19 protein-coding genes and 1 pseudogene are annotated in these 23,305 nt (G+C 61.1%); 9 read left to right on the top strand and 11 right to left on the bottom strand.

All coding sequences use genetic code 11. The features are described from left to right. Positions 1 to 73: 73 nt before the first annotated feature. Positions 74 to 669: pseudogene (locus tag CVS29_RS02090) on the top strand (PhoH family protein); the annotation flags it as partial. Position 670: 1 nt separating this feature from the next. On the opposite strand, the gene CVS29_RS02085 reads toward CVS29_RS02090, so the two are convergent. After that, the gene (locus CVS29_RS02085; RefSeq protein ID WP_110104656.1) at positions 671 to 1,528 is read right to left on the bottom strand and encodes a hypothetical protein; all 858 of its coding nucleotides are present in this window, start codon (positions 1,526 to 1,528) and stop codon (positions 671 to 673) included. Between the two features lie 69 nt (positions 1,529 to 1,597). On the opposite strand from CVS29_RS02085, the gene CVS29_RS02080 reads away from it, so the two are divergent. Both CVS29_RS02080 and CVS29_RS02075 read left to right on the top strand, forming a co-directional pair. Beyond that, positions 1,598 to 2,107, top strand: a complete 510-nt coding sequence (locus CVS29_RS02080; protein WP_110104655.1) for a prepilin peptidase — start codon at positions 1,598 to 1,600, stop codon at positions 2,105 to 2,107. Between the two features lie 136 nt (positions 2,108 to 2,243). Then, the gene (locus tag CVS29_RS02075; RefSeq protein WP_110104654.1) at positions 2,244 to 2,714 is read left to right on the top strand and encodes an NUDIX hydrolase; all 471 of its coding nucleotides are present in this window, start codon (positions 2,244 to 2,246) and stop codon (positions 2,712 to 2,714) included. Positions 2,715 to 2,793: 79 nt separating this feature from the next. Here CVS29_RS02075 and CVS29_RS02070 read toward each other — a convergent pair whose 3' ends face one another. The 5 genes from CVS29_RS02070 to CVS29_RS02050 all read right to left on the bottom strand — a co-directional run bounded on the left by CVS29_RS02070 (position 2,794) and on the right by CVS29_RS02050 (position 8,325). Continuing rightward, on the bottom strand, positions 2,794 to 4,491 hold the full coding sequence (locus tag CVS29_RS02070) for an MDR family MFS transporter (RefSeq protein WP_110104653.1): 1,698 nt from the start codon (positions 4,489 to 4,491) through the stop codon (positions 2,794 to 2,796). After that, positions 4,488 to 5,177 (bottom strand): TetR/AcrR family transcriptional regulator, encoded by a 690-nt coding sequence (locus CVS29_RS02065; protein ID WP_110104931.1) that lies wholly within the window; start codon positions 5,175 to 5,177, stop codon positions 4,488 to 4,490. Before CVS29_RS02065 ends, CVS29_RS02070 begins: the two co-directional genes overlap by 4 nt. Before the next feature lie 184 nt (positions 5,178 to 5,361). Continuing rightward, positions 5,362 to 6,792, bottom strand: a complete 1,431-nt coding sequence (locus CVS29_RS02060) for a class II fumarate hydratase (RefSeq protein ID WP_110104652.1) — start codon at positions 6,790 to 6,792, stop codon at positions 5,362 to 5,364. A 174-nt stretch (positions 6,793 to 6,966) separates the two neighbouring features. After that, on the bottom strand, positions 6,967 to 7,632 hold the full coding sequence (locus CVS29_RS02055; protein ID WP_281268032.1) for a carbonic anhydrase: 666 nt from the start codon (positions 7,630 to 7,632) through the stop codon (positions 6,967 to 6,969). A 105-nt stretch (positions 7,633 to 7,737) separates the two neighbouring features. Next, positions 7,738 to 8,325: a DUF4245 domain-containing protein gene (locus CVS29_RS02050; protein ID WP_110104651.1), complete on the bottom strand. Its 588-nt coding sequence runs from the start codon at positions 8,323 to 8,325 to the stop codon at positions 7,738 to 7,740. A gap of 198 nt (positions 8,326 to 8,523) precedes the next feature. On the opposite strand from CVS29_RS02050, the gene glpX reads away from it, so the two are divergent. Both glpX and CVS29_RS02040 read left to right on the top strand, forming a co-directional pair. Further along, positions 8,524 to 9,540 (top strand): class II fructose-bisphosphatase, encoded by a 1,017-nt coding sequence (gene glpX, locus CVS29_RS02045; RefSeq protein WP_110104929.1) that lies wholly within the window; start codon positions 8,524 to 8,526, stop codon positions 9,538 to 9,540. Between the two features lie 71 nt (positions 9,541 to 9,611). Next, positions 9,612 to 10,616, top strand: coding sequence for a lipid II:glycine glycyltransferase FemX (locus CVS29_RS02040; protein ID WP_110104650.1), 1,005 nt, complete (start codon positions 9,612 to 9,614; stop codon positions 10,614 to 10,616). A 38-nt stretch (positions 10,617 to 10,654) separates the two neighbouring features. Here CVS29_RS02040 and manA read toward each other — a convergent pair whose 3' ends face one another. The 4 genes from manA to CVS29_RS02020 all read right to left on the bottom strand — a co-directional run bounded on the left by manA (position 10,655) and on the right by CVS29_RS02020 (position 15,399). Further along, on the bottom strand, positions 10,655 to 11,950 hold the full coding sequence (gene manA, locus CVS29_RS02035; protein WP_110104649.1) for a mannose-6-phosphate isomerase, class I: 1,296 nt from the start codon (positions 11,948 to 11,950) through the stop codon (positions 10,655 to 10,657). 84 nt (positions 11,951 to 12,034) lie between these two features. Further along, entirely contained in the window at positions 12,035 to 13,660 is a 1,626-nt protein-coding gene (locus CVS29_RS02030; protein ID WP_110104648.1) for an LCP family protein, read from the bottom strand. Between the two features lie 10 nt (positions 13,661 to 13,670). Next, positions 13,671 to 14,240 carry a 5-(carboxyamino)imidazole ribonucleotide mutase gene (purE, locus tag CVS29_RS02025; RefSeq protein ID WP_110104647.1) on the bottom strand — a complete coding sequence of 190 codons (570 nt, stop codon included), beginning with the start codon at positions 14,238 to 14,240 and terminating at the stop codon, positions 13,671 to 13,673. Between the two features lie 4 nt (positions 14,241 to 14,244). Next, complete coding sequence (locus CVS29_RS02020) at positions 14,245 to 15,399, bottom strand: 5-(carboxyamino)imidazole ribonucleotide synthase (RefSeq protein WP_110104646.1); 1,155 nt, start codon at positions 15,397 to 15,399, stop codon at positions 14,245 to 14,247. Between the two features lie 175 nt (positions 15,400 to 15,574). Here CVS29_RS02020 and CVS29_RS02015 point away from each other — a divergent pair, with 175 nt between their 5' ends. Beyond that, positions 15,575 to 16,078: a GtrA family protein gene (locus CVS29_RS02015; RefSeq protein WP_110104645.1), complete on the top strand. Its 504-nt coding sequence runs from the start codon at positions 15,575 to 15,577 to the stop codon at positions 16,076 to 16,078. A 67-nt stretch (positions 16,079 to 16,145) separates the two neighbouring features. Here the strand turns inward: CVS29_RS02015 and CVS29_RS02010 are convergent, their stop codons facing one another. Beyond that, positions 16,146 to 17,039 (bottom strand): TIGR03089 family protein, encoded by an 894-nt coding sequence (locus CVS29_RS02010; RefSeq protein WP_245932007.1) that lies wholly within the window; start codon positions 17,037 to 17,039, stop codon positions 16,146 to 16,148. Positions 17,040 to 17,393: 354 nt separating this feature from the next. On the opposite strand from CVS29_RS02010, the gene CVS29_RS02005 reads away from it, so the two are divergent. From CVS29_RS02005 to CVS29_RS01995, 3 genes are read left to right on the top strand one after another with little or no spacing between them, the layout of a single operon-like run. Beyond that, on the top strand, positions 17,394 to 17,927 hold the full coding sequence (locus CVS29_RS02005) for a WhiB family transcriptional regulator (protein ID WP_110104644.1): 534 nt from the start codon (positions 17,394 to 17,396) through the stop codon (positions 17,925 to 17,927). Further along, positions 17,927 to 21,352, top strand: coding sequence for a glycosyltransferase family 2 protein (locus CVS29_RS02000; protein WP_342766782.1), 3,426 nt, complete (start codon positions 17,927 to 17,929; stop codon positions 21,350 to 21,352). Before CVS29_RS02005 ends, CVS29_RS02000 begins: the two co-directional genes overlap by 1 nt. Beyond that, the gene (locus tag CVS29_RS01995; RefSeq protein ID WP_110104642.1) at positions 21,345 to 23,267 is read left to right on the top strand and encodes a DUF5719 family protein; all 1,923 of its coding nucleotides are present in this window, start codon (positions 21,345 to 21,347) and stop codon (positions 23,265 to 23,267) included. Before CVS29_RS02000 ends, CVS29_RS01995 begins: the two co-directional genes overlap by 8 nt. Positions 23,268 to 23,305: the final 38 nt, after the last annotated feature.

Genomic DNA, 23,305 nt, shown 5'->3' with positions numbered 1-23,305 from the left:
CCTCCGGAGGGTTGGAGCAGACGTGGTTGAAACCATGAACCTTGAACAGCAATCCCAGCGCCGGCACACAACGGCCGCCTTGCGTACGTACGTTATTGACACCTCCGTTTTACTCTCGGACCCACGGGCGGTGACACGTTTCGCCGAGCACCAGGTGGTGGTGCCGATTGTGGTGGTCACCGAGTTGGAACGCAAGCGCCACGACCCCGAGTTGGGCTACTTTGCCCGCACAGCACTGCGGCTCTTGGATGAGTTGGGCGCAGCTCATGGCGGCTTCGCCACAACCATTGCTCTAGGGCACTGCGGCTGGAGTACCGCAATGAACTCGTGGCAGATTCGGGATGGACTGGGGTGGCAGAGGTGCAGCCATTGACCCATATCCGAGGCCGCTCCCTCCACGATTCATTTGTCATTGTGGATGAGGCTCAGTCATTGGAGAAAAATGTGCTGCTGACCGTCATGAGCAAGATAGGCCAGCGATCCAAGATTGTCCTCACCCACGACGTCGCTCAGCGGGATAACTTGCGGGTGGGCAGACACGACGGCGTGGTGGCGGAAGTGGAAACACTCAAGGGGCATCCACTATTTGGCCATGTGACACTCACTAGGAGCGAACGCTCGCCTATTGCGGCGCTCGTGACGGAGTTGCTGGAACGGGCAGAGATCTAGGCTACTGATCCGGGCCCAGTTCCCACGGGATGTGGGCCCGGACATCGGTCAAGCCCATGCTGACCTCTTCAAAAAGGTCATCGAGCATGTACTCATCAATACCCAGAAGCACCATCCAGTGCCCTGCCCCGGCACTGTCGCCATCGAGTGACTGGGAGGCCACACAAATCCCCGTCTCCAGATCGATGCGGACGGCTGTGCGGCCCGGAAACAGCAGCGGCGCGTCAGCAAAGAGCGGACGGTAACTGGAATTGGGTGTCAGCACCGCTTCCACGGCGTCCCTGCCGTGGTGAGTTACCACGGCGATGTCCGCAATTTCAGCCACATTGGCGAAGGGTGCTTCCAACGGAACAGGGCGTTCCCCTGTCAGTTCCACCGGATCGAGGGCTGCAGCGGCCCGGCCGGAGCCATAGGCGGGTTCGCCGTAGCGAGCCTCGGGGCGGCGCACCACGAATCCTTGGCTATCTTTGACTGGATTGACCAGTGAGGGCTGCAGTAGCCACGGTTTGCGGTTTCCGCTGATAAAGAGGGAGTCCCGTGATTCATTGATCTTGGTGGTGCTGGCCAACAACTTCCCCTCCAACGTCTCTACCCGCAACGCTCCGGGACGGCGCACCCAGCAATTTATGGACAACGTGGGATCTTTGTCTTCGAGCAGCCCGCGCGTGCGCTCATCAATGCCGGGAGTAGTCTTTACTTCGGCGCCAGTCACAGCTAGCGGCACCCACGAGTTTCCGGAGCCACCGTAGACGGAGTTGGGAAACTTCCTATGCAGTTCAAAGCGCACGCTCTGCCAGCGCCACGGGGAGGAGCGGGCAAGATGTCGAAAGGCATCGGCAGTGAAGGTGGGGGCACTCATATCCACAGCTTAGCCCCGTGGCTGGCCATTTTGGCCCGCAGCAGGAGGCAATGGCGTAGCATCGCGCTTATGGTCACAAGACTGCTGGATTTCTGGGAAGGAAACTCCCTGGCGCTGCTCTGTGCTCTCGCCGCCAGCCTGTATCTGCTGTGGCTGGCCCTGGTGCTGAGCGTTATCGATATCCGCACCCATACCCTCCCCAACCGTTATGTACTTCCGGCCTATCCCATTGTTGCGGCGTTGCTGCTGACGGCAGCCATAGCTGCTCAGGCACCAGGGCATGCGTTCCGGGCCGCCGGCGGAGCGCTGGCCATGGCTGGTCTGTATTGGTTGTTGTGGGCGATCTATCCGGCCGGGATGGGTTTTGGGGATGTGAAACTGGCAGGAGTGTTGGGCCTGTTTCTGGGATTTCTGAGCTGGCAACATGTTGTTTTCGGGATTGCCGCTGGATTTGTTGCCGGCGGACTTTGGGGCATGCTGCTGATTGTGAGCCGCAAAGGCACGGCCAAAACGGCAATACCCTTTGCCCCCGCCATGATCGCTGGCACACTGGCCACCATGCTGCTGCTCCCTGCCTGAACACACGCCGCCACAGTTAGCGGTCCTCTCATTTGGGGTGATCACGCCAGTAGGGCGGCCGTCTCCGGAGGCAGCGCCACCAGATGGAAGGTGCCGCTGCCTCAGCGGTGTCATCCCCTGGGGATAGGCCGGGCGCATGGGATCACCGGAATTCATTCTCAAGCTCCGCGAAAAGATCGGCCATGATCCGCTCTGGCTCCCGGGGGTGCGCGCCGTAGTTTTTGACGACGCCGGCCAGGTGCTGTTGGGCGAGAGGGCTGACACCGGTGGCTGGGCGCTCATTACCGGTATCTTGGAGCCGGGGGAGGAGCCGGGCCCCGGCATGCTGCGCGAAATACTGGAGGAGACCGGTGTGAGCGCCCGGATTGAGCACCTGCTGGGGGTGGCGGCCGTGGGGCCGGTCACTTTCCCCAACGGCGATGTCTGTGACTTCCTGAACATCGAGTTCATTGCCCGCTACGTAAGCGGCACGGCCTGCGTGAATGACGACGAATCCCTCGCCGTAGGCTGGTTCGCCCTGGACGCACTCCCACCCCTGCGCCCCGGCCATCTGGACTGTATTCACCGCGCGCTCGCCTTCAACGGCGAACCTCACTTCCAGCGTTAGCGAGGCTTAGGCACGGAAGGCGGGTGCCGCCGTCGTACTTTTTCAAGTACGACGGCGGCACCCGCCTCGCCAGGGCGGACTACGGTTTGTCAGGGCCTTGCGCAGACTCATCCTTGGCGAGTAGGAGAGTGTCCGTGCCGCTGGGGTCCGTTGCTGATGCCGGATTGCCGGAAGCAGCCTTGTTCGCGGTGCGCTCTGCCTCCAAACGCTCGGCTTCGGCACCGCCTACGGCCTCGCCGCGGGCCACCATGCCGGAGGTGTCTGAGAGTGGAATAACCTTCATGAAGATGGCCAGCACCAAGGCCACTGCCATGAAGGGAACCAGGTACCAGAACACGGGGGCCAGGGAATCGGCATAGGCGTTGATGATGCCGTCCTGGATGGACTGCGGCAGTTGGTGCAGCGCCTGCGGGTCAAGGCTGGACATGGAGTTGCCAGCGTCTTCCGGGGACGCGCCAGCTTCGGTGAAGACCTGGGTGAGCGACTCGGCCAGGCGGGTGGTGAACATGGCACCAAAAACGGCCACACCCAATGCGGAACCAACTTCACGGAAGTAGTTGTTGGTGCTGGTTGCGGTGCCCAGCTGTGCAGGCGGCACGGAGTTCTGTACCACGATGACCACGATCTGCATGATCAAGCCAATGCCGGCACCGAACACGAACAGCTGGGCACAAATAACCCAGATGGGGGTCTCGGCGGACAGTGTGGTCAGCCACAGCATGGCAATCATGGTCACGAGAGAACCGGCAATGGGGAAGGCCTTGTACTTGCCGGTCTTGGTCATGCGGATACCGGACCAGATGGAGGTGCCTATCAGGCCCACCATCATGGGCAGCATCAACAGTCCGGAGACGGCGGCGGAGGTGCCCGTGGACATTTGCAAGAATGTGGGCACAAACGCGATGGCGGCAAACATGCCCATGCCCAGCACAAAACCAATGGCCGTGGAGTTCAAGAAGATGGGGTTCTTGAACAGGGACAGCGGGATGATGGGATCTTCTGCCCGGGCCTCGGTGGCGATGAACAGGGCCACGGCTGCGATCATGCCGGCGCCCCAGCTCCACGTTGTTAGTGAAGTCCAGCCACCGGCCTTACCGCCGAAATCGGTGAAGAAGATGAGGCAGGTGGTAGCGATGGACAAGAACACCACACCCATGAAGTCAATCTTCTGTGTGGCTTTCTTGGAGGGCAGCGTCAGGGCAAAGAATGCCACGATGAAAGCGGCAATGCCGATCGGGATGTTGATGTAGAACGCCCATTCCCAGGTCAGGTGGTCTACAAAGTAGCCGCCCAGCAGGGGACCGGCAACGGCGGAGAGGCCGAAGATGGCGCCCAGCGGGCCCATGTACTTGCCGCGCTCATTGGCAGGGACAATGTCTGCAATGATGGCCTGCGAGAGGATCATCAAGCCGCCACCACCCAAACCCTGCATGGCGCGAAAGATCACAAAGCCCCAGAAATCCGTGGCAAACGCGCAACCAATGGAGGCGAGGGTGAAGATGGCGATGGCGGCCAGGAACAGGTTTCGCCGTCCCAGGATGTCACCCAATTTGCCGTAGATGGGCATCACAATGGTGGTGGCCAGCAGGTACGCGGTGGTGATCCACGTCTGGTGCTCTACACCGCCGAGCTTGCCCACAATGGTGGGCATGGCGGTGGAAACAATGGTTTGGTCCAGACTCGAGAGCATCATTCCGGCGATCAGCGCGGAGAAGATGATCCAGATCCTCTTTTGGGTCAACAGGAGGGGTTCCCCTGCTTTGAGTGCAGTACTCATGGAGTTCCTTCAAAGGTGGTGTGTGACAAGGTGAAAAGTTTTTGGGCCGTGGTGATATTCGCGGCGAGGAGGCAGGCGTAGGAGGAGGTGTTGTCCTCGGAAAAGAACGCCATGCTGGCACGCTGTGAACAGGTACCGAAGAGGGCTGCTGCCATGCGCGCCATCGGATCGTCTACGGGAAGCTGTTCGCGTTGGGCTATCAGTTCGGCGAACTCCTGCTCACGGGCATGGGCACTTCCTATCACCTTGATCATGAGCTGGGGTTCTTTTTTCATGGCCGCCAGGAGATCCTGAATGTGTCCCCTGGAGAAGTCCATTTGCTCCGTCATGGCGCAGGCGAGGGTAAATAAATCCTGCACGAGGGTGGTGCTCAATGGCCACGGTTCACCTGCGGGATTGCCTTCGGGGTCCTTGTCCGCTTTTCCGCATGCCAGAAATACAGCCATGGCATCTGCAGGAAATTCATCTTGCAAGTAGCCGATGATGGCGTCTTCCTTGGACGGAAAATAGTTGAAGAACGTCCGGCGGGACACCCCAACTTCTTCACATAACTGCTCTATGGTGAAGCCGTTGAGGCCGCTCTGGGCAGTAAAAATCCGCGCCGCCTTGGTGATGGCGGAGCGGGTTGCCTCGCGTTTGCGGGCGCGCAGGCCGGGGGCCTGGCAGAGTTTTGCACTTTCAGTCACAAAGTAAAAGTTTGCACTATTAACCGCAAAGTGCAAAATCAATACGTGGTGAGCTGTGCCATAGGCTCGCGGCCTTTAGAAACGGCGGAGGGACCCGCTCCATGTAAAGTGCAGCGGGTCCCTCCGTGGCGGTGCTGAGTGTGCGGTGCTTAATGCGCAGTACTTAATGCGCGGTGTGCAGGAATTACTTGGGTGCGCGAGTCATGGCCATGACGTCCAGGCCCTGATCCAGCTGGTCCATGGTCAGTTCGCCGCGGTCCACGAAGCCCAGAGCCAGGACGGCTTCACGGATGGTCAGGCCTTCCTTGATGGCGTGCTTGGCGATCTTGGCGGCGTTCTCGTAGCCGATGTACTTGTTCAGCGGCGTCACAATGGACGGTGAAGCCTCCGCCAGGAAGCGGGCGCGCTCAACGTTGGCACTGAGGCCGTCAATCATCTTATCCGCCATGACACGTGAGGTGTTGGTCAGCAAGCGGATGGACTGCAGCAGGTTCGCGGCCATGACCGGGATGCCCACGTTCAGCTCGAAGGCGCCGTTGGTGGAGGACAGCGCAATGGTGGTGTCGTTGCCAATAACCTGGGCGGCAACCATGATGGCGGCCTCGCAGATCACGGGGTTGACCTTGCCGGGCATGATCGAGGAGCCGGGCTGCAGATCGGGGATGGAGATTTCGCCCAGGCCCGTGTTGGGGCCAGAGCCCATCCAGCGCAGATCGTTATTGATCTTCATGATCGAGTACGCAATGTTGCGCAGCTGGCCCGAGGCCTCAATGAGGCCGTCGCGGTTGGCCTGTGCCTCGAAGTGGTTGCGTGCCTCGGTCAACGGCAGGCCGGTGTCCTGTGCGAGCAGGGCAATGACGCGCTGCGGGAAACCAGCGGGGGTGTTGATGCCCGTGCCAACTGCGGTGCCGCCGAGGGGGACCTCTGCCACGCGGGGCAGGGCGGACTCCACGCGTTCAATGCCGTAGCGGATCTGGGCGGCGTAGCCACCGAATTCCTGTCCGAGCGTGACGGGGGTGGCATCCATCAAGTGGGTGCGGCCGGACTTGACGATGTCCTTGAATTCCTCGGCCTTGCGCTCCAGTGATTCAGCCAGGTAAGCAAGGGCCGGAACAAGATCATTGATCAGGGCGGAGGTGGCCGCAACGTGGACCGAGGTGGGGAACACGTCATTGGAGGACTGTGAGGCGTTGACGTGATCGTTCGGGTGCACCACCTTTTCGGAGCCGGCAGCAGCCAGGGCCTTGTTGGCCAGAGTTGCCAGGACCTCATTCATGTTCATGTTGGAGGAGGTTCCGGAGCCGGTCTGGAAGACGTCGATCGGGAAGTCGCCATCAAACGTGCCGGAAGCTACCTGATCGGCGGCGCCCTCAATGGCGCGGGCCAGCTCAGCATCCAAAACACCCAGTTCGGCGTTGGTGGTGGCGGCAGCCTTCTTGATGCGCGCCAAGGCTGCAATGTGGGCTGACTCCAAGGTCATGCCGGAAATGGGGAAGTTCTCCACAGCGCGCTGGGTCTGGGCACTGTACAGGGCGTTGGCCGGAACCCGGACCTCGCCCATGGTGTCATGTTCAATACGGAATTCTTGTGCGGAGGCCGGGGCAGTATCAGTCATGACATCCACCCTATCGCCGCCGCCCCCAGGTTCGAAAACCCTGCCCGTGTCCACCCGGGGATTCGCGCAGGCCAGCCATTGACGAAAGGCGGGGACAAGAGCGTCACGTACGTGCCGCTCTCGTCCCCGCCTCAGCGTGGGGGGCGCTAAATCTGGGGTACTAAGGCTCGGGTATTAGCCGTGGATGTGGCCGTTGCTGTAGACAAGATCGGCCGTGCCGTCATTGAGGCGGTACGTCAGGCCCACCACTGCTGTGCGCTGGCGGGCAACGGCACTGGCGATAATGGGGGAGTTTTCCACCAGGCGGGCTGCCGTCTGCTTGACGTGCTCTTCTACCATGTCATTGACGGAACTGCCCTGATCCTTGCGCAGTGACGCCAGCACCGAAGGGGTGATGCGCTCCACGAGGTCGCGGACAAAGCCGGCAGGCATCTTTCCCGTGTCCACGGCGGACTTGGTGGCCGTGACAGCACCGCAGCTGTCGTGACCGAGCACCACAATGAGCGGCACATCCAGGTATTCCACGCCGTACTCCAATGAGCCCAGGGCGGTGTTGTCCACAACATGACCGGCCGTGCGCACCACAAAAGCATCGCCCAAGCCGAGGTCAAAGATGATTTCAGCGGCAAGGCGCGAATCTGAGCAGCCAAAGATCATGACGAAGGGGTGCTGATCGGAGAGCAGTGAGGTGCGCCGGGCAGCGTCCTGGTTGGGGTGGTTGGAGGTGCCACTTACAAACCGGGCATTGCCATCCATCAACGTCTCCCAGGCTTGCGCCGGAGTTTGAGGGTGCATTGCGATTGCGATTGCGGTGCTGTTGCCGTCTTCTCCACCGGTCATGAGTTGTTGCCCTTCGTAGTTGAAATGCTGGAGCTGGAGTTGGAGCGTGCCGGTCCGGCGGCGGGGTTGGTGGTGCCAGCCCCAACCGGTGCCGTGCTGCTGACGTTACTTGCCGTTGCTAAGCGAGTCGGTCGCGGCCTTGGCCAGGAAGTCAAAATCGGCGAAATCCGCAGCACCAGTCAAAATGACGGTGTTATCTCCGGAGTTCAAGATCAAGCTGCGGTCCCCTTTAGGTTTATCACGCACTTCCCACTCGTGCCCATTGATGGCCCGAGTGCCCGTAATAGGGGCGTTGGAAGACTGGTCTGCTGTCCACGTGGGGTTGGCCGTGATGGACTGGCGCAAGGCAATGAAAGTGTTACTTGCCGTGACGTAACCAACGTCCCAAAAAGCCACACCATCTGCACCGGCAGGGTTCCACCGAGCGTAGTTGGCGTACCAACCATCGGGCAGAAGCGGGGCCACAGGGGCAAAGCCGGCCGTATCTGCGGCATGCTTGGCAACCGCGGAGACGTCAATGTCCATGCGGTAGTTTTCGGCTTTTTGCTGAGGGTTAAGCCACACAATAGTCAGCACAATGGCGATGGTGGAGAAGATGGCCAAGAGCATGCCAACCAGTGAAGCATTGGCGCGTTTTGCTGCTCCGGCGGCAATGGTGGGCTTGAAGGGCGGGGTAGGGCTGGAATCACTCACCTCCCCATCTTCCCAGATGTGGAGAGCCAAAGCGTCCCGCTGGAGGCGCTGTGGCGCACTTCACGGCTTTTTGTTTCACGCAGTCACCTATGATTGCTTGAGTAGGCAATAAAACGCCAGGACTGCGTGCAAAAGCGCACAGCAAAACTGCGCCTACCTGAACAATGGGGTTTAAACGTGGCTGAAAAAGCAGCACAGATGGATTATTCGCAATTGTCCCGATCATTGGCCGTCGGTGACGATGAGCCGGACCGCAACCTGGCGCTGGAACTGGTCCGTGTAACGGAAGCAGCCGCCATTGCAGGTGGCCACTGGGTAGGTTTTGGCGAAAAGAACCTTGCCGATGGTGCCGCCGTGGACGCCATGCGCTCGCTCCTTTCAACTGTCCACTTCAACGGTGTTGTGGTCATTGGGGAGGGTGAAAAAGATGAAGCTCCCATGCTCTATAACGGTGAAGTTGTTGGTGACGGATCCGGACCAGAGTGTGATGTGGCTGTTGACCCGATTGACGGCACCCGGCTGACCGCCATGGGCATCAACAATGCTCTCGCCGTTTTGGCTGTGGCTGAGCGGGGCACCATGTTTGATCCCTCGGCCGTGTTTTACATGGAGAAGTTGGTGACGGGCCCCGAGGCTGCGGACATGGTTGATCTGCGCTTGCCCGTGAAGCAGAACCTGCACCTGATTGCCAAGGCCAAGGGTGTGAAAATTAACCAGCTCACGGTGATGGTCCTTGACCGTGACCGTCACCAGGGCCTGATCCAAGAAATTCGCGACGCCGGTGCCCGGACCAAGATTATCCTCGACGGCGATGTTGCCGGGGCCATTGCTGCTGTCCGCCCCGGTACCGGTGTTGACGCTCTCATGGGTATTGGTGGAACCCCTGAAGGGATTGTGGCGGCCTGTGCCATGAAGACCCTGGGCGGCGTCATTCAGGGTCGGCTCTGGCCCACTGACGATGACGAGAAGCAAAAAGCCATTGATGCCGGCCACGATCTTGACCGGGTTTTGTCAACGAATGACCTTGTCACCAGCGATAACTGCTATTTCGCAGCCACTGGCATCACTGACGGAGACCTGCTCAAGGGTGTCCGTTACGATAAGGGCCGTGTCCTGACCCAGTCCATCGTGATGCGCTCCAAGTCCGGAACCATCCGCTTCGTGGAGGGCGAACACCAGGCAGCCAAGTGGGAGACCTACGCCCGCCGCGGCTAACCACCAGCTAACGGAGCCGGGTCACGCGGCCTGCGGGACCCGGCACCAGCAGTAGCCGGTAGGGTTGAAGCATGACTTTAAGTGTTGTGCCGTGCCTTGTCCGTGACGAGTGGGATGCCGCTGTGAACTCGCAGCAGGGCCACCCCATGCAACTGTGGGGTTGGGGTGAGACCAAAGCTGCCCACAACTGGAGTGTGGATCATGTTTTGGTCAAGGACGGCCAGATGCTTGTGGGCTCCGCACAGATCCTGCTGCGCTCACTGCCCGTACCCTTCCGCTCGTTGGCGTACCTCGCGAGGGGACCACAGGCGGAGCCGGGCCGGGAGCATGAAGTGCTTGACGCCGTGGGCCGGTATGTGAAGGCCACCCATAAATCCGTGGCGCTGAGCATTGAACCGGATTGGGACGCGGATACCGTGGCCGTGGCCACCCTGCCCGCAACGGGCTGGAGTCCCAGCCCCACCAGCATCCTCATTCCGCGGACCCTCATTTTGGATCTGACCCGCACCGAAGAGCAGTTGCTGGCGGCCATGAGCAAGAAGACGCGCCAGTACATTCGCAAGTCCAGCCGGGAGGCGCTGGTGTACCGCGCTGTTACAGCCGCCGAGCTTCCCCTGTGCATGGCCGTGTACAAGGAAACCGCCCAGCGTGCCGAATTCGGTATCCACGAGGACGCTTATTACAGTGACATTCTGGCGAATTTGGCGCAGGGATCACCCATCTATGGCGCGTTTGACGGCGAGAAACTGGTGGCATTCCTCTGGCTCGCGGCAAGCGAGTCCACCGCGTTTGAGCTGTATGGCGGCATGAGCGAGGAAGGCAGTGTGCTGCGGGCAAACTTCTCCCTGAAGTGGCTGGCTATCCAGGAGATGAAGGCGCGGGGGATACGCCGTTACGATTTCAACGGCCTGCTCAATGACGGTGTTTCGAAGTTCAAATTTGGCTTCGCCGACCATGAGAACATGCTCGCAGGCACCTGGGATCTGGGGCTTTCTCCGCTGTACCCCGTGTTCGCCAAGGCCCTTCCCGTGGCACGCCGCTCGCTCAAGAAGGTCCGCGGACTGCTCAAGCGCTGACGTTCGGGCGCGGTGACTCTCAGGCTGAACCTTGGCGGTCACCCCGCGACGGTGACCGCGAAAATGACTGCCGGTTCACTGCCCGCCTGGGCGCCGGGGTGAACCATCACAGGGTTTTCAACAGCAGGAATGAAGGCGCAGCCACCCCGGTGCAGCGCCATGTCGCTGCGCGGCGAGTCCAGCAGGACGGAGCCTTGCACTGCCAGTACCAGTAGCGGGCCGTTCTGCACCAAGGGGACCGGGGCGGCCCCGGCTGAAAGCTCCACTCGCTGAAGCGCAAATTCGGCGAAGGGCGGCTCCCAGACCTGCTGACCGAGATCCGTGGTGCGGGTGGAGACCATGGGGACCGTGTTGGGGCTAAAGTTCACCGTGTCAAGCAGCTCCGGGACGTCCATATGCTTGGCCGTCAGCCCGCCGCGCAGCACATTATCCGATGACGCCATCACTTCAAGACCCAGGCCGTTCAAGTACGCGTGGATGTTGCCAGCTGGCATGTAGATGGCCTCACCGGGGCGCAGCGATACCCTGTTCAACAGCAACGAGACCAGCACCCCGGCATCTCCAGGATATTGCCCCGCCAGTTCCACCACGGTGCGCAGCGAGGCGGCGCCGTTATCCGGCAGCCCTGCACAAGTGTTGGAGGCGGCGCCCTCACCCGCTGCCAGAGCTGTGCTGTCCGCTGCCAGAGCAGCGGCGGCCAGTTCCACAAGGGCTGTGGTGGCAGCCCCGCCGTCCACGAGTGTTTCAAAGGCGCGGCGCACCACCATGGGGGCAGCCATACGGGAATTCAAGGTCATCTCTAGCTGGTGCAGAAGCTCTGGAACCTGAGCGCCGTGAGCCTCGATGGCTGCCGCCACGGCACGGAAAAGGGCCGCGGCATCGGCGCATGGCCGAAATCCGCACAAGGCCTCGAAAGGTGTCAGAGCCAGAATCATTTCCGGCTTGTGGTTCGCATCCTTGTAGTTGCGGTGCGCGGCGTCGCGCGGAATACCAGCGGCTTCTTCGGCCGCAAACCGTTCCCCGGCCCGCTCCAGCGTGGGGTGCACCTGGAGGGAAAGTGCGGATTCGGCTGCGAGAAGCTTCGCCAGAAAAGGCAACTTCGCACCAAAGTCAGCATGGACCTGCTGGCCCAGCGTCTCAAGTGGATGCTGGGCAATCAGCTCATCAAGGGGCACCCCACCGTCAGGAGTGGAAGCGATCGAAGGGGAGTCAGAGTGGGCGCCCATCCACAACTCCGCCTCGGGACCGCCGCTGGGCGTGGTGCCCAAAAGTGCGGCAATGGCCGTGGTTGAACCCCATGCGTAGTCACGGGTCACGTTCGTCAGAGCAAACATAAAAATTTCTCCTGGTCCAAGACGAGCTGTAGATCGATTGAAAGTTGTGGCCCGTGGCCGGGCCCCGGCACCCGCGTGGGGTGTTTAGCCGGGGGAGCAGGTGCCGTTGTTCGCCAACAGTGACCCCAGCGTGAGATCGTCACCGTTGATGGCAAGTTGCTGCAGGTATTCGGCAGTGATCTCCGGCCCCGAAGAGGGCGCCGCCGGAGTTGGTGCCTGGGCAGCAGGAGCTTCCGGAGCCGGTTCGGCGGGTACTTCCGGGGCAGGTGCTGCAGGTGCTGCCGGCTCTGCCGGTGCGGGCGCCTTGGATGTAGGCGCCTTGGGAGTGCTCGCCGGAGGGTTCAGGAGCTGCTTGACCCGCTGGTGCAGCACCCCAAAGTCCGGATATGTGGGGAAGTTTTTATCGAAATCCGGGGGACCAATAGTCAGGCGGGCCAGCGGGTGTCCCTTGGACTTCAGCGCCAGCGAGACGAAGCTGCCCAACTGTCCGGCAGGTAAGTCTGATTCAACAACCTTTGATCCGGCATCAGCAAGTGCACTGAATTTGGTGAAGATGGTGGCCGGGTCCATCTGGGCCAGCATCGCGGCCTGAATGCACTGCTGGCGCTGGCTCCGGTTGTACTCCAGCACCCATTGCCGGGAGCGGGCAAACCAGAGGGCATGGTAGCCGTCGAGCTTTTGCACACCCGGGGCAATCCAGCCGGTGGGTGGCAGATGATCGCCGGTACCGTTGATGTCATCGCCGCTGATTGGTACCCAGCCGCCCACATTGACTGTGACCCCGCCCAAGGCGTCAATCAAATCGGAGAAGCCAGCCATGTCCACCAGAACATAACCTTGGATACTCAGGCCCAGGATGCCGCCGGCGGCATCCATCATGGCGCTGGCGCCGGGATCCGCCGAACCCGGATACAGAGTGGGGTGGTTGTTAGTGACATCGGTGTAGAGGAAGTTAATGATGCACTGATCCCCGCAGTTGTAGCCATCCGGGTAGACATCCCATAGGGGAGAGCCGGGCTCAAAGCGCGCATTTTGGAAGTTGCGCGGAATGCTGATGGTGGCAGCCTGACCGGTTTTTGCATCAACACTGACCACCATGATGGAGTCCGGGCGCCTGCCACTGCGGTCCTCACCGGCGTCGCCGCCCATGAGGAGAAAATTGTAGCGGCCGTCAACTGGTTTCATATTGGGGCCGGCCGCGAAAATGCTGGTGATGGCATTGCGTCCGGAATTAATGAGAAAAGCGCCGTAGCCCAAGGAGCCGCTGGTCAGCACCATCAAGACAACCACGGCAATACTGATCATGCCGCGCATTCCCGGTGCCAGCAGGCCGGGCCGGATGATGCTCAGGGTGTTCAGGAACATATAGGCCCAGCCCACCGCCACAGCCACCAAAACCACAATGATGAGCAAGGACGGCACGGGGCTGGTAAAAAGATTCAACAGTGTCTCGCGCTGGAGCAAAGCCAGTAAGACGGCGGCAATCACCAAAGCCCAGACCGTGAAGGTACAGCGCAGTGCCAACCGGCCCAGACGCTTATTGCCTGCCACTACCTGGGCGGCGCCAGGAAGTATAAGTGTCAGCAGCAACAAGATCCAGGCCCGCCTCGAACGCACGGGGGCCGAGGCCGGTTCCGGGAAACGGGCAGGGTCTGTCAACGTGGGCGGAGAATTAGAGGGCCGCGAAACCTTGGGACTGCTAAAGCTCATGCTCTTGTGATCACGCCCCGGTCAGGGCGGAAACGGGCCGGGCCATGGCCAGCGGGTACGTGGCGCTTGCCTTCTCCCGCAGGGCTGCTCCCTTGGCTGTGGCCTGGTGGTTGAGTTCCTGAGCAAAAGTTGCCAATTGGGCCGCCAAGGAGGCTGCCAGCTCGTCAGTTCCGGCCGCCAGCATACGCACGGCCAGGAGCCCTGCATTGCGAGCCCCACCGATGGACACGGTGGCCACGGGTACTCCGGCAGGCATTTGCACAATGGAGAGGAGGGAGTCCATGCCATCAAGGGTCTTCAGCGGAACAGGGACACCTACCACGGGCAAAGTTGTGACGGAGGCGAGCATACCGGGCAGGTGTGCGGCACCGCCGGCGCCGGCAATGATGACGCGGATGCCGCGGGAAGCAGCCTGTTGGCCGTAGGAAATCATTTCAAGGGGCATCCGGTGAGCGGAGAGAACGTCAGTTTCAAAGGGGATGCCGAACTCGGACAGGGCCGCCGCCGCAGCCTCCATGACAGGCCAGTCAGAATCTGAACCCATGACAATGCCAACAAGGGGTGTGGGTGTGCTGCTCATGGTTTTACGCTCCGTCTCTAATGATGTTTGCCACGGTGGTGGCGCGGGCACGTACTGCAGTGACGTCGTCGTGCTTGGCACCAATCACATTCACGTGACCAATCTTGCGGCCGGGGCGCACAGACTTGCCATAGCTGTGCACTTTAACGGACGGCTCGGCAGCCAGTGCGGCGGGGTAGGCGCTGAATAAGTCCTGGTTGGCGCCGCCCAAAAAGTTCTTCATGACCACAATCGGCCCGAGCGCGTCGGTGTCACCCAAGGGGAGGTCCAGTACGGCACGCAGGTGCTGTTCGAACTGGCCGGTCACGGCCCCGTCCATGGTCCAATGCCCGGTGTTGTGCGGACGCATGGCCAGTTCATTGATGAGGAAGCCGGGGGCGCGGCCCGGGGTTTCAAACAGTTCGGCGGCCATGACACCTGTCACGGCGAGCTCGTTGGCAATGCGCAGGGCGGCAGCCGCTGCGGCGCTGGCCACCTCGGGCGCGATGTCCGGGGCGGGGGCAATGACTTCATCACACACCCCGTCAACCTGGATGGATTCTGCTACCGGCCAGGCCTTGGCCTGGCCGGACGGCGTGCGGGCCACCAGAGCGGAAAGCTCGCGGGAGAACTCAACCATCTCCTCCACCAGCAGTGGGTTCATGGCCGCAAACCAATCGGCGGCAGCCTCGGCGTCGGCAACGCAGCGCAACACCCGCACACCCTTGCCGTCATAACCGCCACGGGGCATCTTTAGGACAACGGGCCAGCCGTGGCTTTCACCGAAGGCGGCCACGTCTGCCGGTGAGGCCACAGCGGCCCAAGCCGGGTTGGGCAAGCCAAGGCGCTCAATGGCGGCGCGCATGACCAGCTTGTCCTGGGCATTGACCAGCGCATCGGGCCGGGGCTGGACGTTGACGCCCTCCGCGATCAGCGTCTGCAAATGGCTGTTCGGGACGTGTTCGTGGTCAAAAGTGAGCACGTCCACGCCGCGGGCAAAAGCACGCAAAGTATCAAGATCCTTGTAATCGCCCACGGGGGCGTGGGCCACTACCGGCACCGCACACACCTCCGGCGATTCAGCAAGGACGCGTAATTCAAAACCAAGGGCCACGGCTGCGGGGGCCATCATGCGGGCTAGCTGTCCGCCACCCACCACACCGATTACAGGAAAAGTCACAGTCCCCAGCGTACCGAACCTCTGGCCAGATGCATGCTTTGGCCAGTGTTGCTAGGCCTTTATAAGGTGTTTTAGGCAACACACGCACGTCAGTAGTGGAATCTTTGGCTTAGAATTTCACCAGAGGCTGCAGCGAGAATCATCCGTTTTTGGCCAAAATGCCTGACGGAGGACCATGTTTCAAAAGCTTGTAGATCGCATCCAAGGCCTGATGGGCCTCTTTTGGCGTGAAGTGGCAAAGTTCGGTGTTGTGGGCGGTTTTGCCTTCGTTATAGACACCGGAATTTATCTGTGGCTGCTCAGTGGCGGCATGAGCGGGCACCCCACCAAGGCAAAGATCATCTCCGCCGCGGTGGCTACCGTCTTCTCCTGGCTCGCCAACCGTTACTGGACGTTCCGCCACCGCCGCCAAGCCAATGTGCTCCGCGAAGTATTTCTGTTCATCATCATGAACGGTATTGGCATGGGCATTGCGGCAGCCTGTGTATACATCTCGCACTGGGTGCTGGGCTTTGAATCCACCACCGCTGACTTTGTCTCCGGCTCTATCATCGGCTTGGTTCTGGGGACAATTTTCCGGTTCTTCGCCTACAGGTTCTGGGTTTTCACTGACGAGCTGGATCAGGAGCCCGGATATGAGGCTGACCACAGCCTGATTCAGGCTGAACACGAGGCCTGAGTTTCTGCGCTGGCCCCCCGAAAATTAGCCAGCGTAAATTAGCCAGCGTAAATTAGCGCAGCGTAAATTAGCCCAGCGTAATCTGTTCGCTGGCACGCAGGGCGGGAGTATCGGCTACGCCGTCAGCGAGCAAAACTATTGATCCGCCGGCCGCCCAAATACTCAAGGCGTCCCGCACAACGGCGTCCCATCCGTCCCTCACATGCAGCAGGACCCGCTGGGGGGCAAGTGGCAATGGTATGTGCGGCACCGAAAGTAATTCGGCACCTGGGGTGAGCAGTGCTGCATAAGTGGTGGTGCACTCGCTGGTCCCGGTGCTGTGGTGCTGCCAGGCCACGTCCTGTGAGTCAGCGGCGCTGTCGGCAAAGAAAACATCGGCGTGCGAACGCACGTCGCCGGAGTAATCAAGAGTTCGTGGGGGCAGCTCTGACATCCAGCGCATCTGCAGAGCGGGCAGGGCAACGGCCACAACCAGCAGATCACTCTTAGCCCCGGTCAAATGGGTGTGCGCCACGTCCGGCCAGGCTGTGGCGAGAATGTCTGCGTTTGCGGCCAGCTCGGCCCACCGGTGGGTCTCCGCATCCGCTCCGGGGGCATCAGTAGTGCTGGAGATAGTTGTGCCGGGAACCGTGACTGCCTTCGCTCCCACAGCCCACGTGGCAAGCAACCAGACCATGGAACGCCAGTGCAGCGGCAAGTGCAGGGCAACCACGGTACCGGGTTCGGCGTCGAGCTCATCCACCAGATAGTTGGCTGTTTTGGCCACCCAGTTATCTAAGACCCGCCCGGAGAATTCCACCCTTTCGGAGTCCGGGCCGTACCACGTCAAACGGGGTGCTGTGGGGTTATCGGTGCGGAAGGCGTGCAGTAGCTTTTCGGGGGTATTCACAGAGCGGTCCATGAGAGCCCATTTTGCCATGGTCAACACGGAGGTCAACACGGAGGTTAATTCGGAGGTCAACTCGGAGCAGATCTCCACCGAGTGGAGGAAATCCAATTGTTACGTGATGTGCGTTACAAGTATGAAGCTGGGTATTCCCCATGAATTCTCAAAAAACTTCCAATTCTGCCCAAGAACACGGGATTTTGGCGGTTAGAGACCAAAAGACACGAATGTATTGGTATGAAAATGCCGGGCGTGGCGTGCGGGTAGAACCGCACTGGGAGTGGTTATCATCTCCTCCCGGCTTGACGTGGCGGACTTACATGGATGTAATTAGACGCACCAACCGCTGAGTTTGGCACTGCAGTCCGCATGTTGCGGGAACCGGATGGTTGATTGACAGTGTCAGCGGCAACATTCAGGAGGACGATTATGGGGCAAGCGCAGCTGAGTGTGGAGGATTTTCGTGACGACTCGGTAGCGGCGCAAGCTGCAGCCGCATACCGTTCTCGGGGTGTGCCCACCGATTGGTATGTGGACCCTGCAGATCCGGATGCCGCAGAGTTTCATGAGCGTGAAAATCGTCAGGTTTTGGCTGATGCTGCCACGGCGTTCCTGACCGCACATGAGTTGCAGGCACCCACAGAGCCCGCCTTGGATCAGGGACTTTCGGATGTTGAAGGAGCGGACCCTGACCCCATCTGGATCGGCTTGGGCCTGCCTCGTGATGATTTTAGTGACGAAGGTGAACTAGGCTGGCAGACTGACGCCCTGTGCGCACAAACCGATCCAGAGGCGTTCTTCCCTGAAAAGGGCGGTTCAACCCGGGACGCGAAGAAGGTGTGTGGGGCGTGCAACGTCAAAGCTCAGTGCCTTGAATATGCTTTGGCCAATGATGAACGGTTTGGAATCTGGGGCGGCCTGTCGGAGCGTGAGCGCCGGCGGCTGCGGAAGCGAGCGGTCTAATTCTTGAAGCAGTAAAAGTCACGGCCGTTCTGGTTGCCCACAACGGCGGTGCCTATCTACCCGCAGTCCTGGCCGCTTTGGCCGCACAGACACATCAGCCGGATCAGGTGTTGGCCGCAGACGTTGGCTCCACAGATGACTCTGGTGAGTTGCTGCGCAAGGAACTCGGTGAGCGTCATGTGATCTCCCTCGAAGCCCGCAAAGGCTACGGGGCAGCCGTCAATGCAGTGCTCGAGCACCAAAAGCGGCTCCACGGCGCTGCCGTTCTGCCTGCCCGCACAGCGCGCCACGGATCACAGGGACCTTCCGGGGGAGTGGGTGTGCTCGAAGAGGAGCTGCCCACTTGCAACGAATGGATTTGGCTCCTGCAAGATGATGCGGCGCCCGCCCCGGATGCCCTTCAGCTGTTGATTGAAGCCACCGAGCGGGCCACCACGGCCACTGTTGTTGGCTGTAAGCAGCTCGACTGGGAAAACCACAGGCGACTCGTCGATGTGGGGTTGCGCGCCAACAAGTGGTTTGACCGCTTTTCCCTGGTGGGACTCGATGAGCAGGATCAAGGCCAATACGATCACTTGACTGACATGTTTGCCGTGAATACCGCCGGCATGCTGGTGCGTCGAGATGTCTTTGAAAGACTGGGCGGATTTGACCCGGCCCTGCCCGGCCCCGGAGATGACCTGGACTTCTGCGCCCGCGTCCGGATGGCCGGAGACAGGGTTCTCGTAGTACCCGCAGCCCATATGTTTCACGTGGTGCACAGGCCCAACGGCGTAGGTTCAGCCGTGGCTGCCCGCAAGGCAGGCATTTTTCTCAGGCTCAAGCACGCCCCGGCCTGGGGTGTCCCCTTGCTGTGCATTGGCACGTTCTTCTCCGCTATTTATTGGCTCTTGGCAGGATTTGTGCTGAAGGCGCCCGGTCATGCCGTGCGGATGTTCATCGCCACCTGCGCGGGCCTGATGCATCCCCTCGCGTTGCGGCGCAGCAGGGCTTCCCTAGCCGCCACCCGAACCCAACGCCGCTCCGTCCACAAGGGTCTGCACGTGCCAGAACGGACGGCAAGGGACCACCTGAAAATGCTCCGTGAATCCGTTGGCCCGGAAGAGCACAGCTCCGAGGACATTCTTGAAGGTCCCTCTCTTTTGGAACCCACGGGAGAAAGTCACAGGGAAAATGTGACCCCGCTGGCCGCCACCAGAACGGCACCCATCATCAGTGGGCTCGCCTTGGTAGTGGTGCTGGGGGTGCTCGCGCTTGTGGCGCTCTCACGGTTCCTTGGAGTTCCGGCTTTGATGGGCGGGGCCCTGCTGCCCCTCTCCGCTGATATTGGCAGCATCTGGAGCCATGCCACTGATTGGTGGATTTCTCTCGGATCGGGCATGCCCGGCCGGGGCAATCCCTTCAACTTTATTTTGTTTTTGCTCGGCGCACTGGGCGGAAACGCTTCGCTGAGCGTCCTGTGGCTCGTGCTGTTGGCCCTACCGCTGTCAGCCTTCACAGCTTGGCTGGCAGCCGGTGCGTTAACTCTGCGCCGCTGGCCGCGCGTGGTTGCGGCTCTGGGGTGGGCAGGTGCCCCGGCACTGCTGATCGCACTGGGCCAGGGCCGCGTGGGTGCCCTCCTGGCCCACATCCTGATTCCCATCGTCATGCTGGGAATGATCCGCGCTGTCGGTGGCGCGGTAAGCCCCGAGAGCGTTCCGGGCACCGTGGAGGGTGCCCTCCCCAGCACCAAATCCGCAACAGCGAAGTCCGCAACCTCTAAGTCTGCAGTGTTCAAGCTTGGCCGGCCGGGCGTGGGCGGCAACCCCTCGTGGACTGCCGCTGCCGCTGCGGGCCTTGCCTTGGCCGTTGTGTGCGCCGCTGCGCCGAGCCTGTTTGTGGTGGCCGTGGTGGGTGTACTGGCCGCAACCGTGCTTCTGGGACGCCGGGGTAGGACCATTTGGTGGTCCTTGCTGCCAACGGCCGCTCTCTTCTTGCCTTTTGTTTGGTCTGCCTGGGAAAATCCCCGTGCGCTTCTGGCCGATCCGGGGCTTCCCCTCGCGGCAACTCAGGGCCCTCTCTGGCAACAGATCCTTGGTTTCCCGCTTCAGCTGGACACTGTTGAAGGCGTCCTCGGTTTGGGTGCAGCGCCCTGGCTGACCGGCGTTTTCGTGGGAATCATTGGAGTGCCGGTAGTGGCAGCGGCCGTGATTGCCCTGTTGCTTCCCCTGCGCCGCGCCGCCATGGTGCGCAGCCTGTGTCTCCTTGCCCTGTTGGCGCTGGGGGTTTCCTACGGCGGTAAGCTCCTGGCTGTTGCGTTCGACGGCGGTACCCTCGTCACCGTGTTCAACGGTCCCGCTGTTTCCCTTGCATTCTTCGCCTTGCTCGGGGCTGCTCTGGTGGGCTTTGACGCAATTCACCGTCAGGCCTATGAACCGTCCCGTACCTCTAAGGAGCGGCACCCGGCTGCGAAGGCTACCGCCGTGGTGCTCTCAGTGGTGCTGGTGGCAGCGCCGGTGGCGAGCCTCGGTGCGTGGACAGTGCAGCAATTCTCCTCCGACCACTCGGGTGCGGCGCTAAGTGGTCCGTTCCTGCTGGAAGGTGCCACAGCCGGGACCATTCCGGCCACGGCAGCTGACCGCGGCACAGGTCCTGAAGCCAGCCGCACCATTGTGCTCACGGTCCGCCCTGACGGCAGCATTGACGCGGCACTCATGCAAGGTGCCGGAACAACTTTGGACTCGCTCTCAGGAATTTCCGCAGCAGCACGCATCACGGGTGCGCCGGGGAACGAGGCAATTCTTGCCAGCGATGCGCCAACACAGATTTTGGAGTCAACGGTGGCCGCCCTGGTGTCCAAGTCGGGCATTGACCCCCGTAACCAACTGGTGGATCTGGGCGTAGGATTCGTGGTGCTGCGTCCCGGTGACACAGCCGCTGAGCTACTGGCCAGCGAACTTGAAGGGGTTCCCGGGCTCAATAGCGTTGGACCCACCGAATCAGGGTGGTTGTGGCGTGTTGCACCCAGCTACACAACGGCGGGTGACACTGACGTTGTGAATCGTGTACGGCTGGTCGCTGCGGGTGGAAAAGCTACTTCTCCCGTGCCATCGAACGGCCTCGGTGTGAAAAGTGCCATTGCTGCCGGGGCACCTGGCCGCACTGTGGTGATGGCAGAACGTGCAGACTCCCAGTGGCAGGCCTGGCTTAACGGCAAGCCGCTCAAGCCCGTCACCGCAGGCTGGGCTCAGGCCTTTGAGCTACCTGCTAGTGCCGGAACCTTGGAGATTCGCTATATTCAGCCACTGGATGCAGTGTTTACCATTGTCATGTTGCTGATCTTCGGATTGACAATCCTGTTGGCAGTTCCCGTCCGGGCCCGTCGTGGCCGCACCGGTGCATACCGGGATGAAGCATCGTTGCAAAGGGTTGGTAGACGTGCCTGAAAATAAGGACAACAACGTTGAGGCTAACTCGGCTGATAGTGAAACTCAGGGCGAAAAGCTCATCGAGACCCCGCTGAGTGAACCAGCCGTTGACCCCAAGGCTGCCGCTTCAGCTGAGAAAGCCGCCACGGTTGACGCCAAGGCTGTCGCTTCGGCTGAGAAAGCAGCCAAGCCCGCCAAGGCTGAGAAAGCCGCCAAGCCCTCCAAAGCCGAGAAATTCGAGAAGGCCGCCAAAGCAGCCAAAGTCGAGAAATCCGAGAAGCCCACCAAGGCTGAGAAGGCGCAGAAAGCTGCTACCCCGCGAGGTAGGGCTACCCGGAAGGCCGCGCGCCGCTGGCCGGCCATTGTGGCCGGCGTGGCCACGGCGGCTGTGGCTGTTGCCGTAGTGGGTGCCGGCAGTTTGTTCCCTGGCGTGGATGCCACCGCCGTGACGACACCGAGCCCGCATGTACTTCCTGTTGGCGAATCCATGGCGAACTGTCAAGGTCCCACTCAACTGCTGGCCGGTTCCGCAGCAGGGGCCGATCCGGAGTTTTCGCCAAGTTCTTCAGGCACCAAGACCTCCGTCAACGCCGTGGTGCTCAGCAGCGCTGCGGGAGACATCCCGGGATCGCAGATTCAGGGGCTGGACGGCAAGTTCTCCCCTCTGGCTGTCCTGGCCAAACCATCAGCAACCTCTGCTTCAGCTCAGGCTTCGGCGAGTGCGCCGGTGCTGAGCGGTGAACCAAAAGCCCGTGCCGAAGTATTGATCGGGAAAACCGTGGCGGGCCCGTCGGTGCTTCGTCTTGACCCGCTCGGCCCCGAGAGTTCACAGGGGAGCGGATCTGTCATCGTTGAGGCCACTGACGGTGATCTTGCCGGGCTAGCGGCTGCCACCTGCCAACAGCCAAGCAATGAAGTCTGGCTTACCGGGGCGAGCACCATGGTGGGACGGACCGCAATCCTTGCTTTGGCTAACTCCTCCCTGAGTCCCGCTACTGTTTCCCTTGAACTTTTTGGTTCAGATGGACCCGTGCAGTCAGCAGGCAGTAAGGGATTGGTGGTTGCGCCGGGAACTGTGCGCTCCGTTGTACTGTCAGGCCTTGCCCCGGACTCGGACGCGCTCAGCGTCCATGTCAAGAGTGTGGGAGGCCCCGTCAGCGCAGTGATTCAGCAGTCGGTGCTCCGCGGTCTGACCCCGGGCGGGATCGATTATTTGGCGCCGGTCCAAGCACCGGCCAGCTCATTGGCCATTGCGGGCGTGCAGGTTCGGTCCGTGGCGGAATCCGCCAAGATCACGGCGCAGAATGATTACGCAGATGCCGATACCGCATTGATGGTCACGGTACCTGGGATAAAGGACGCGGTCCTGGAGGTCAAGGCCTTCGGCAAAGACGGCCAGGTGGCCCTGCCCAACGGAGGCGTTTTGAGCGCCGCCGCGGGCAAGGTCAGTACGCTCTCTCTGGCAGGGCTGCCCGAGGGCAGCTATTCACTGGCCATCACAGCGGACACCGCCGTTACGGCCGCTGTGCGGCTCAGCAGCTTCACCAAGCCAGGGGCCGCCGTAGACTTCGCCTACGCTCCATCCTCGCCCCGGCTGGGCGAGACCCATCTGATGACCTTGCAAAATGATGTTGATACCAGCTTGGTGTTTGCCGCCTTTGAAGGCAGCGCCACTATCAATTTGGTGCCCGTTTCAGCAAGCGGTGTCTTGGGTCAGGGCAAGGACGTGGAGGTACGGGCTGGCACCTCGGTAGCCGTCAACGCCAAGAAACTGCTGGGTAGTGAAAGCGTTGCCGTGATAGCTTCCGTCTCGGGTGCACCGGCCTTCGGCTCACAAGTACTCGTCAAGGATGGGGGCGCCGGTATTGCCGTGCTGCCGCTGGCCCAGTCCTCCGCCGGAACCCAAGCAATCAATATCAGCACCCGGTACTAGAGCGCCCCCGTTCAGTTGAGCTGGTCAGTTGCTCCCGG

The organism is Arthrobacter psychrochitiniphilus (assembly GCF_003185915.1).
Taxonomy (GTDB): domain Bacteria; phylum Actinomycetota; class Actinomycetes; order Actinomycetales; family Micrococcaceae; genus Specibacter; species Specibacter psychrochitiniphilus.
Note: the sequence above shows the minus strand (reverse complement) of the source record. Positions and strands in the feature narration are given on the sequence as shown.

Coding starts and splice junctions, on each gene's coding strand:
- CVS29_RS02085 (WP_110104656.1), bottom strand. CDS start 1,528: ATGAGTGCCCCCACCTTCACTGCCGATGCCTTTCGACATCTTGCCCGC.
- CVS29_RS02040 (WP_110104650.1), top strand. CDS start 9,612: ATGACTTTAAGTGTTGTGCCGTGCCTTGTCCGTGACGAGTGGGATGCC.
- CVS29_RS02070 (WP_110104653.1), bottom strand. CDS start 4,491: ATGAGTACTGCACTCAAAGCAGGGGAACCCCTCCTGTTGACCCAAAAG.
- CVS29_RS02075 (WP_110104654.1), top strand. CDS start 2,244: ATGGGATCACCGGAATTCATTCTCAAGCTCCGCGAAAAGATCGGCCAT.
- glpX (WP_110104929.1), top strand. CDS start 8,524: ATGGATTATTCGCAATTGTCCCGATCATTGGCCGTCGGTGACGATGAG.
- CVS29_RS02005 (WP_110104644.1), top strand. CDS start 17,394: ATGGGGCAAGCGCAGCTGAGTGTGGAGGATTTTCGTGACGACTCGGTA.
- CVS29_RS02015 (WP_110104645.1), top strand. CDS start 15,575: ATGTTTCAAAAGCTTGTAGATCGCATCCAAGGCCTGATGGGCCTCTTT.
- purE (WP_110104647.1), bottom strand. CDS start 14,240: ATGAGCAGCACACCCACACCCCTTGTTGGCATTGTCATGGGTTCAGAT.
- manA (WP_110104649.1), bottom strand. CDS start 11,950: ATGTTTGCTCTGACGAACGTGACCCGTGACTACGCATGGGGTTCAACC.
- CVS29_RS02060 (WP_110104652.1), bottom strand. CDS start 6,792: ATGACTGATACTGCCCCGGCCTCCGCACAAGAATTCCGTATTGAACAT.
- CVS29_RS02080 (WP_110104655.1), top strand. CDS start 1,598: ATGGTCACAAGACTGCTGGATTTCTGGGAAGGAAACTCCCTGGCGCTG.
- CVS29_RS02030 (WP_110104648.1), bottom strand. CDS start 13,660: ATGAGCTTTAGCAGTCCCAAGGTTTCGCGGCCCTCTAATTCTCCGCCC.
- CVS29_RS02055 (WP_281268032.1), bottom strand. CDS start 7,632: ATGACCGGTGGAGAAGACGGCAACAGCACCGCAATCGCAATCGCAATG.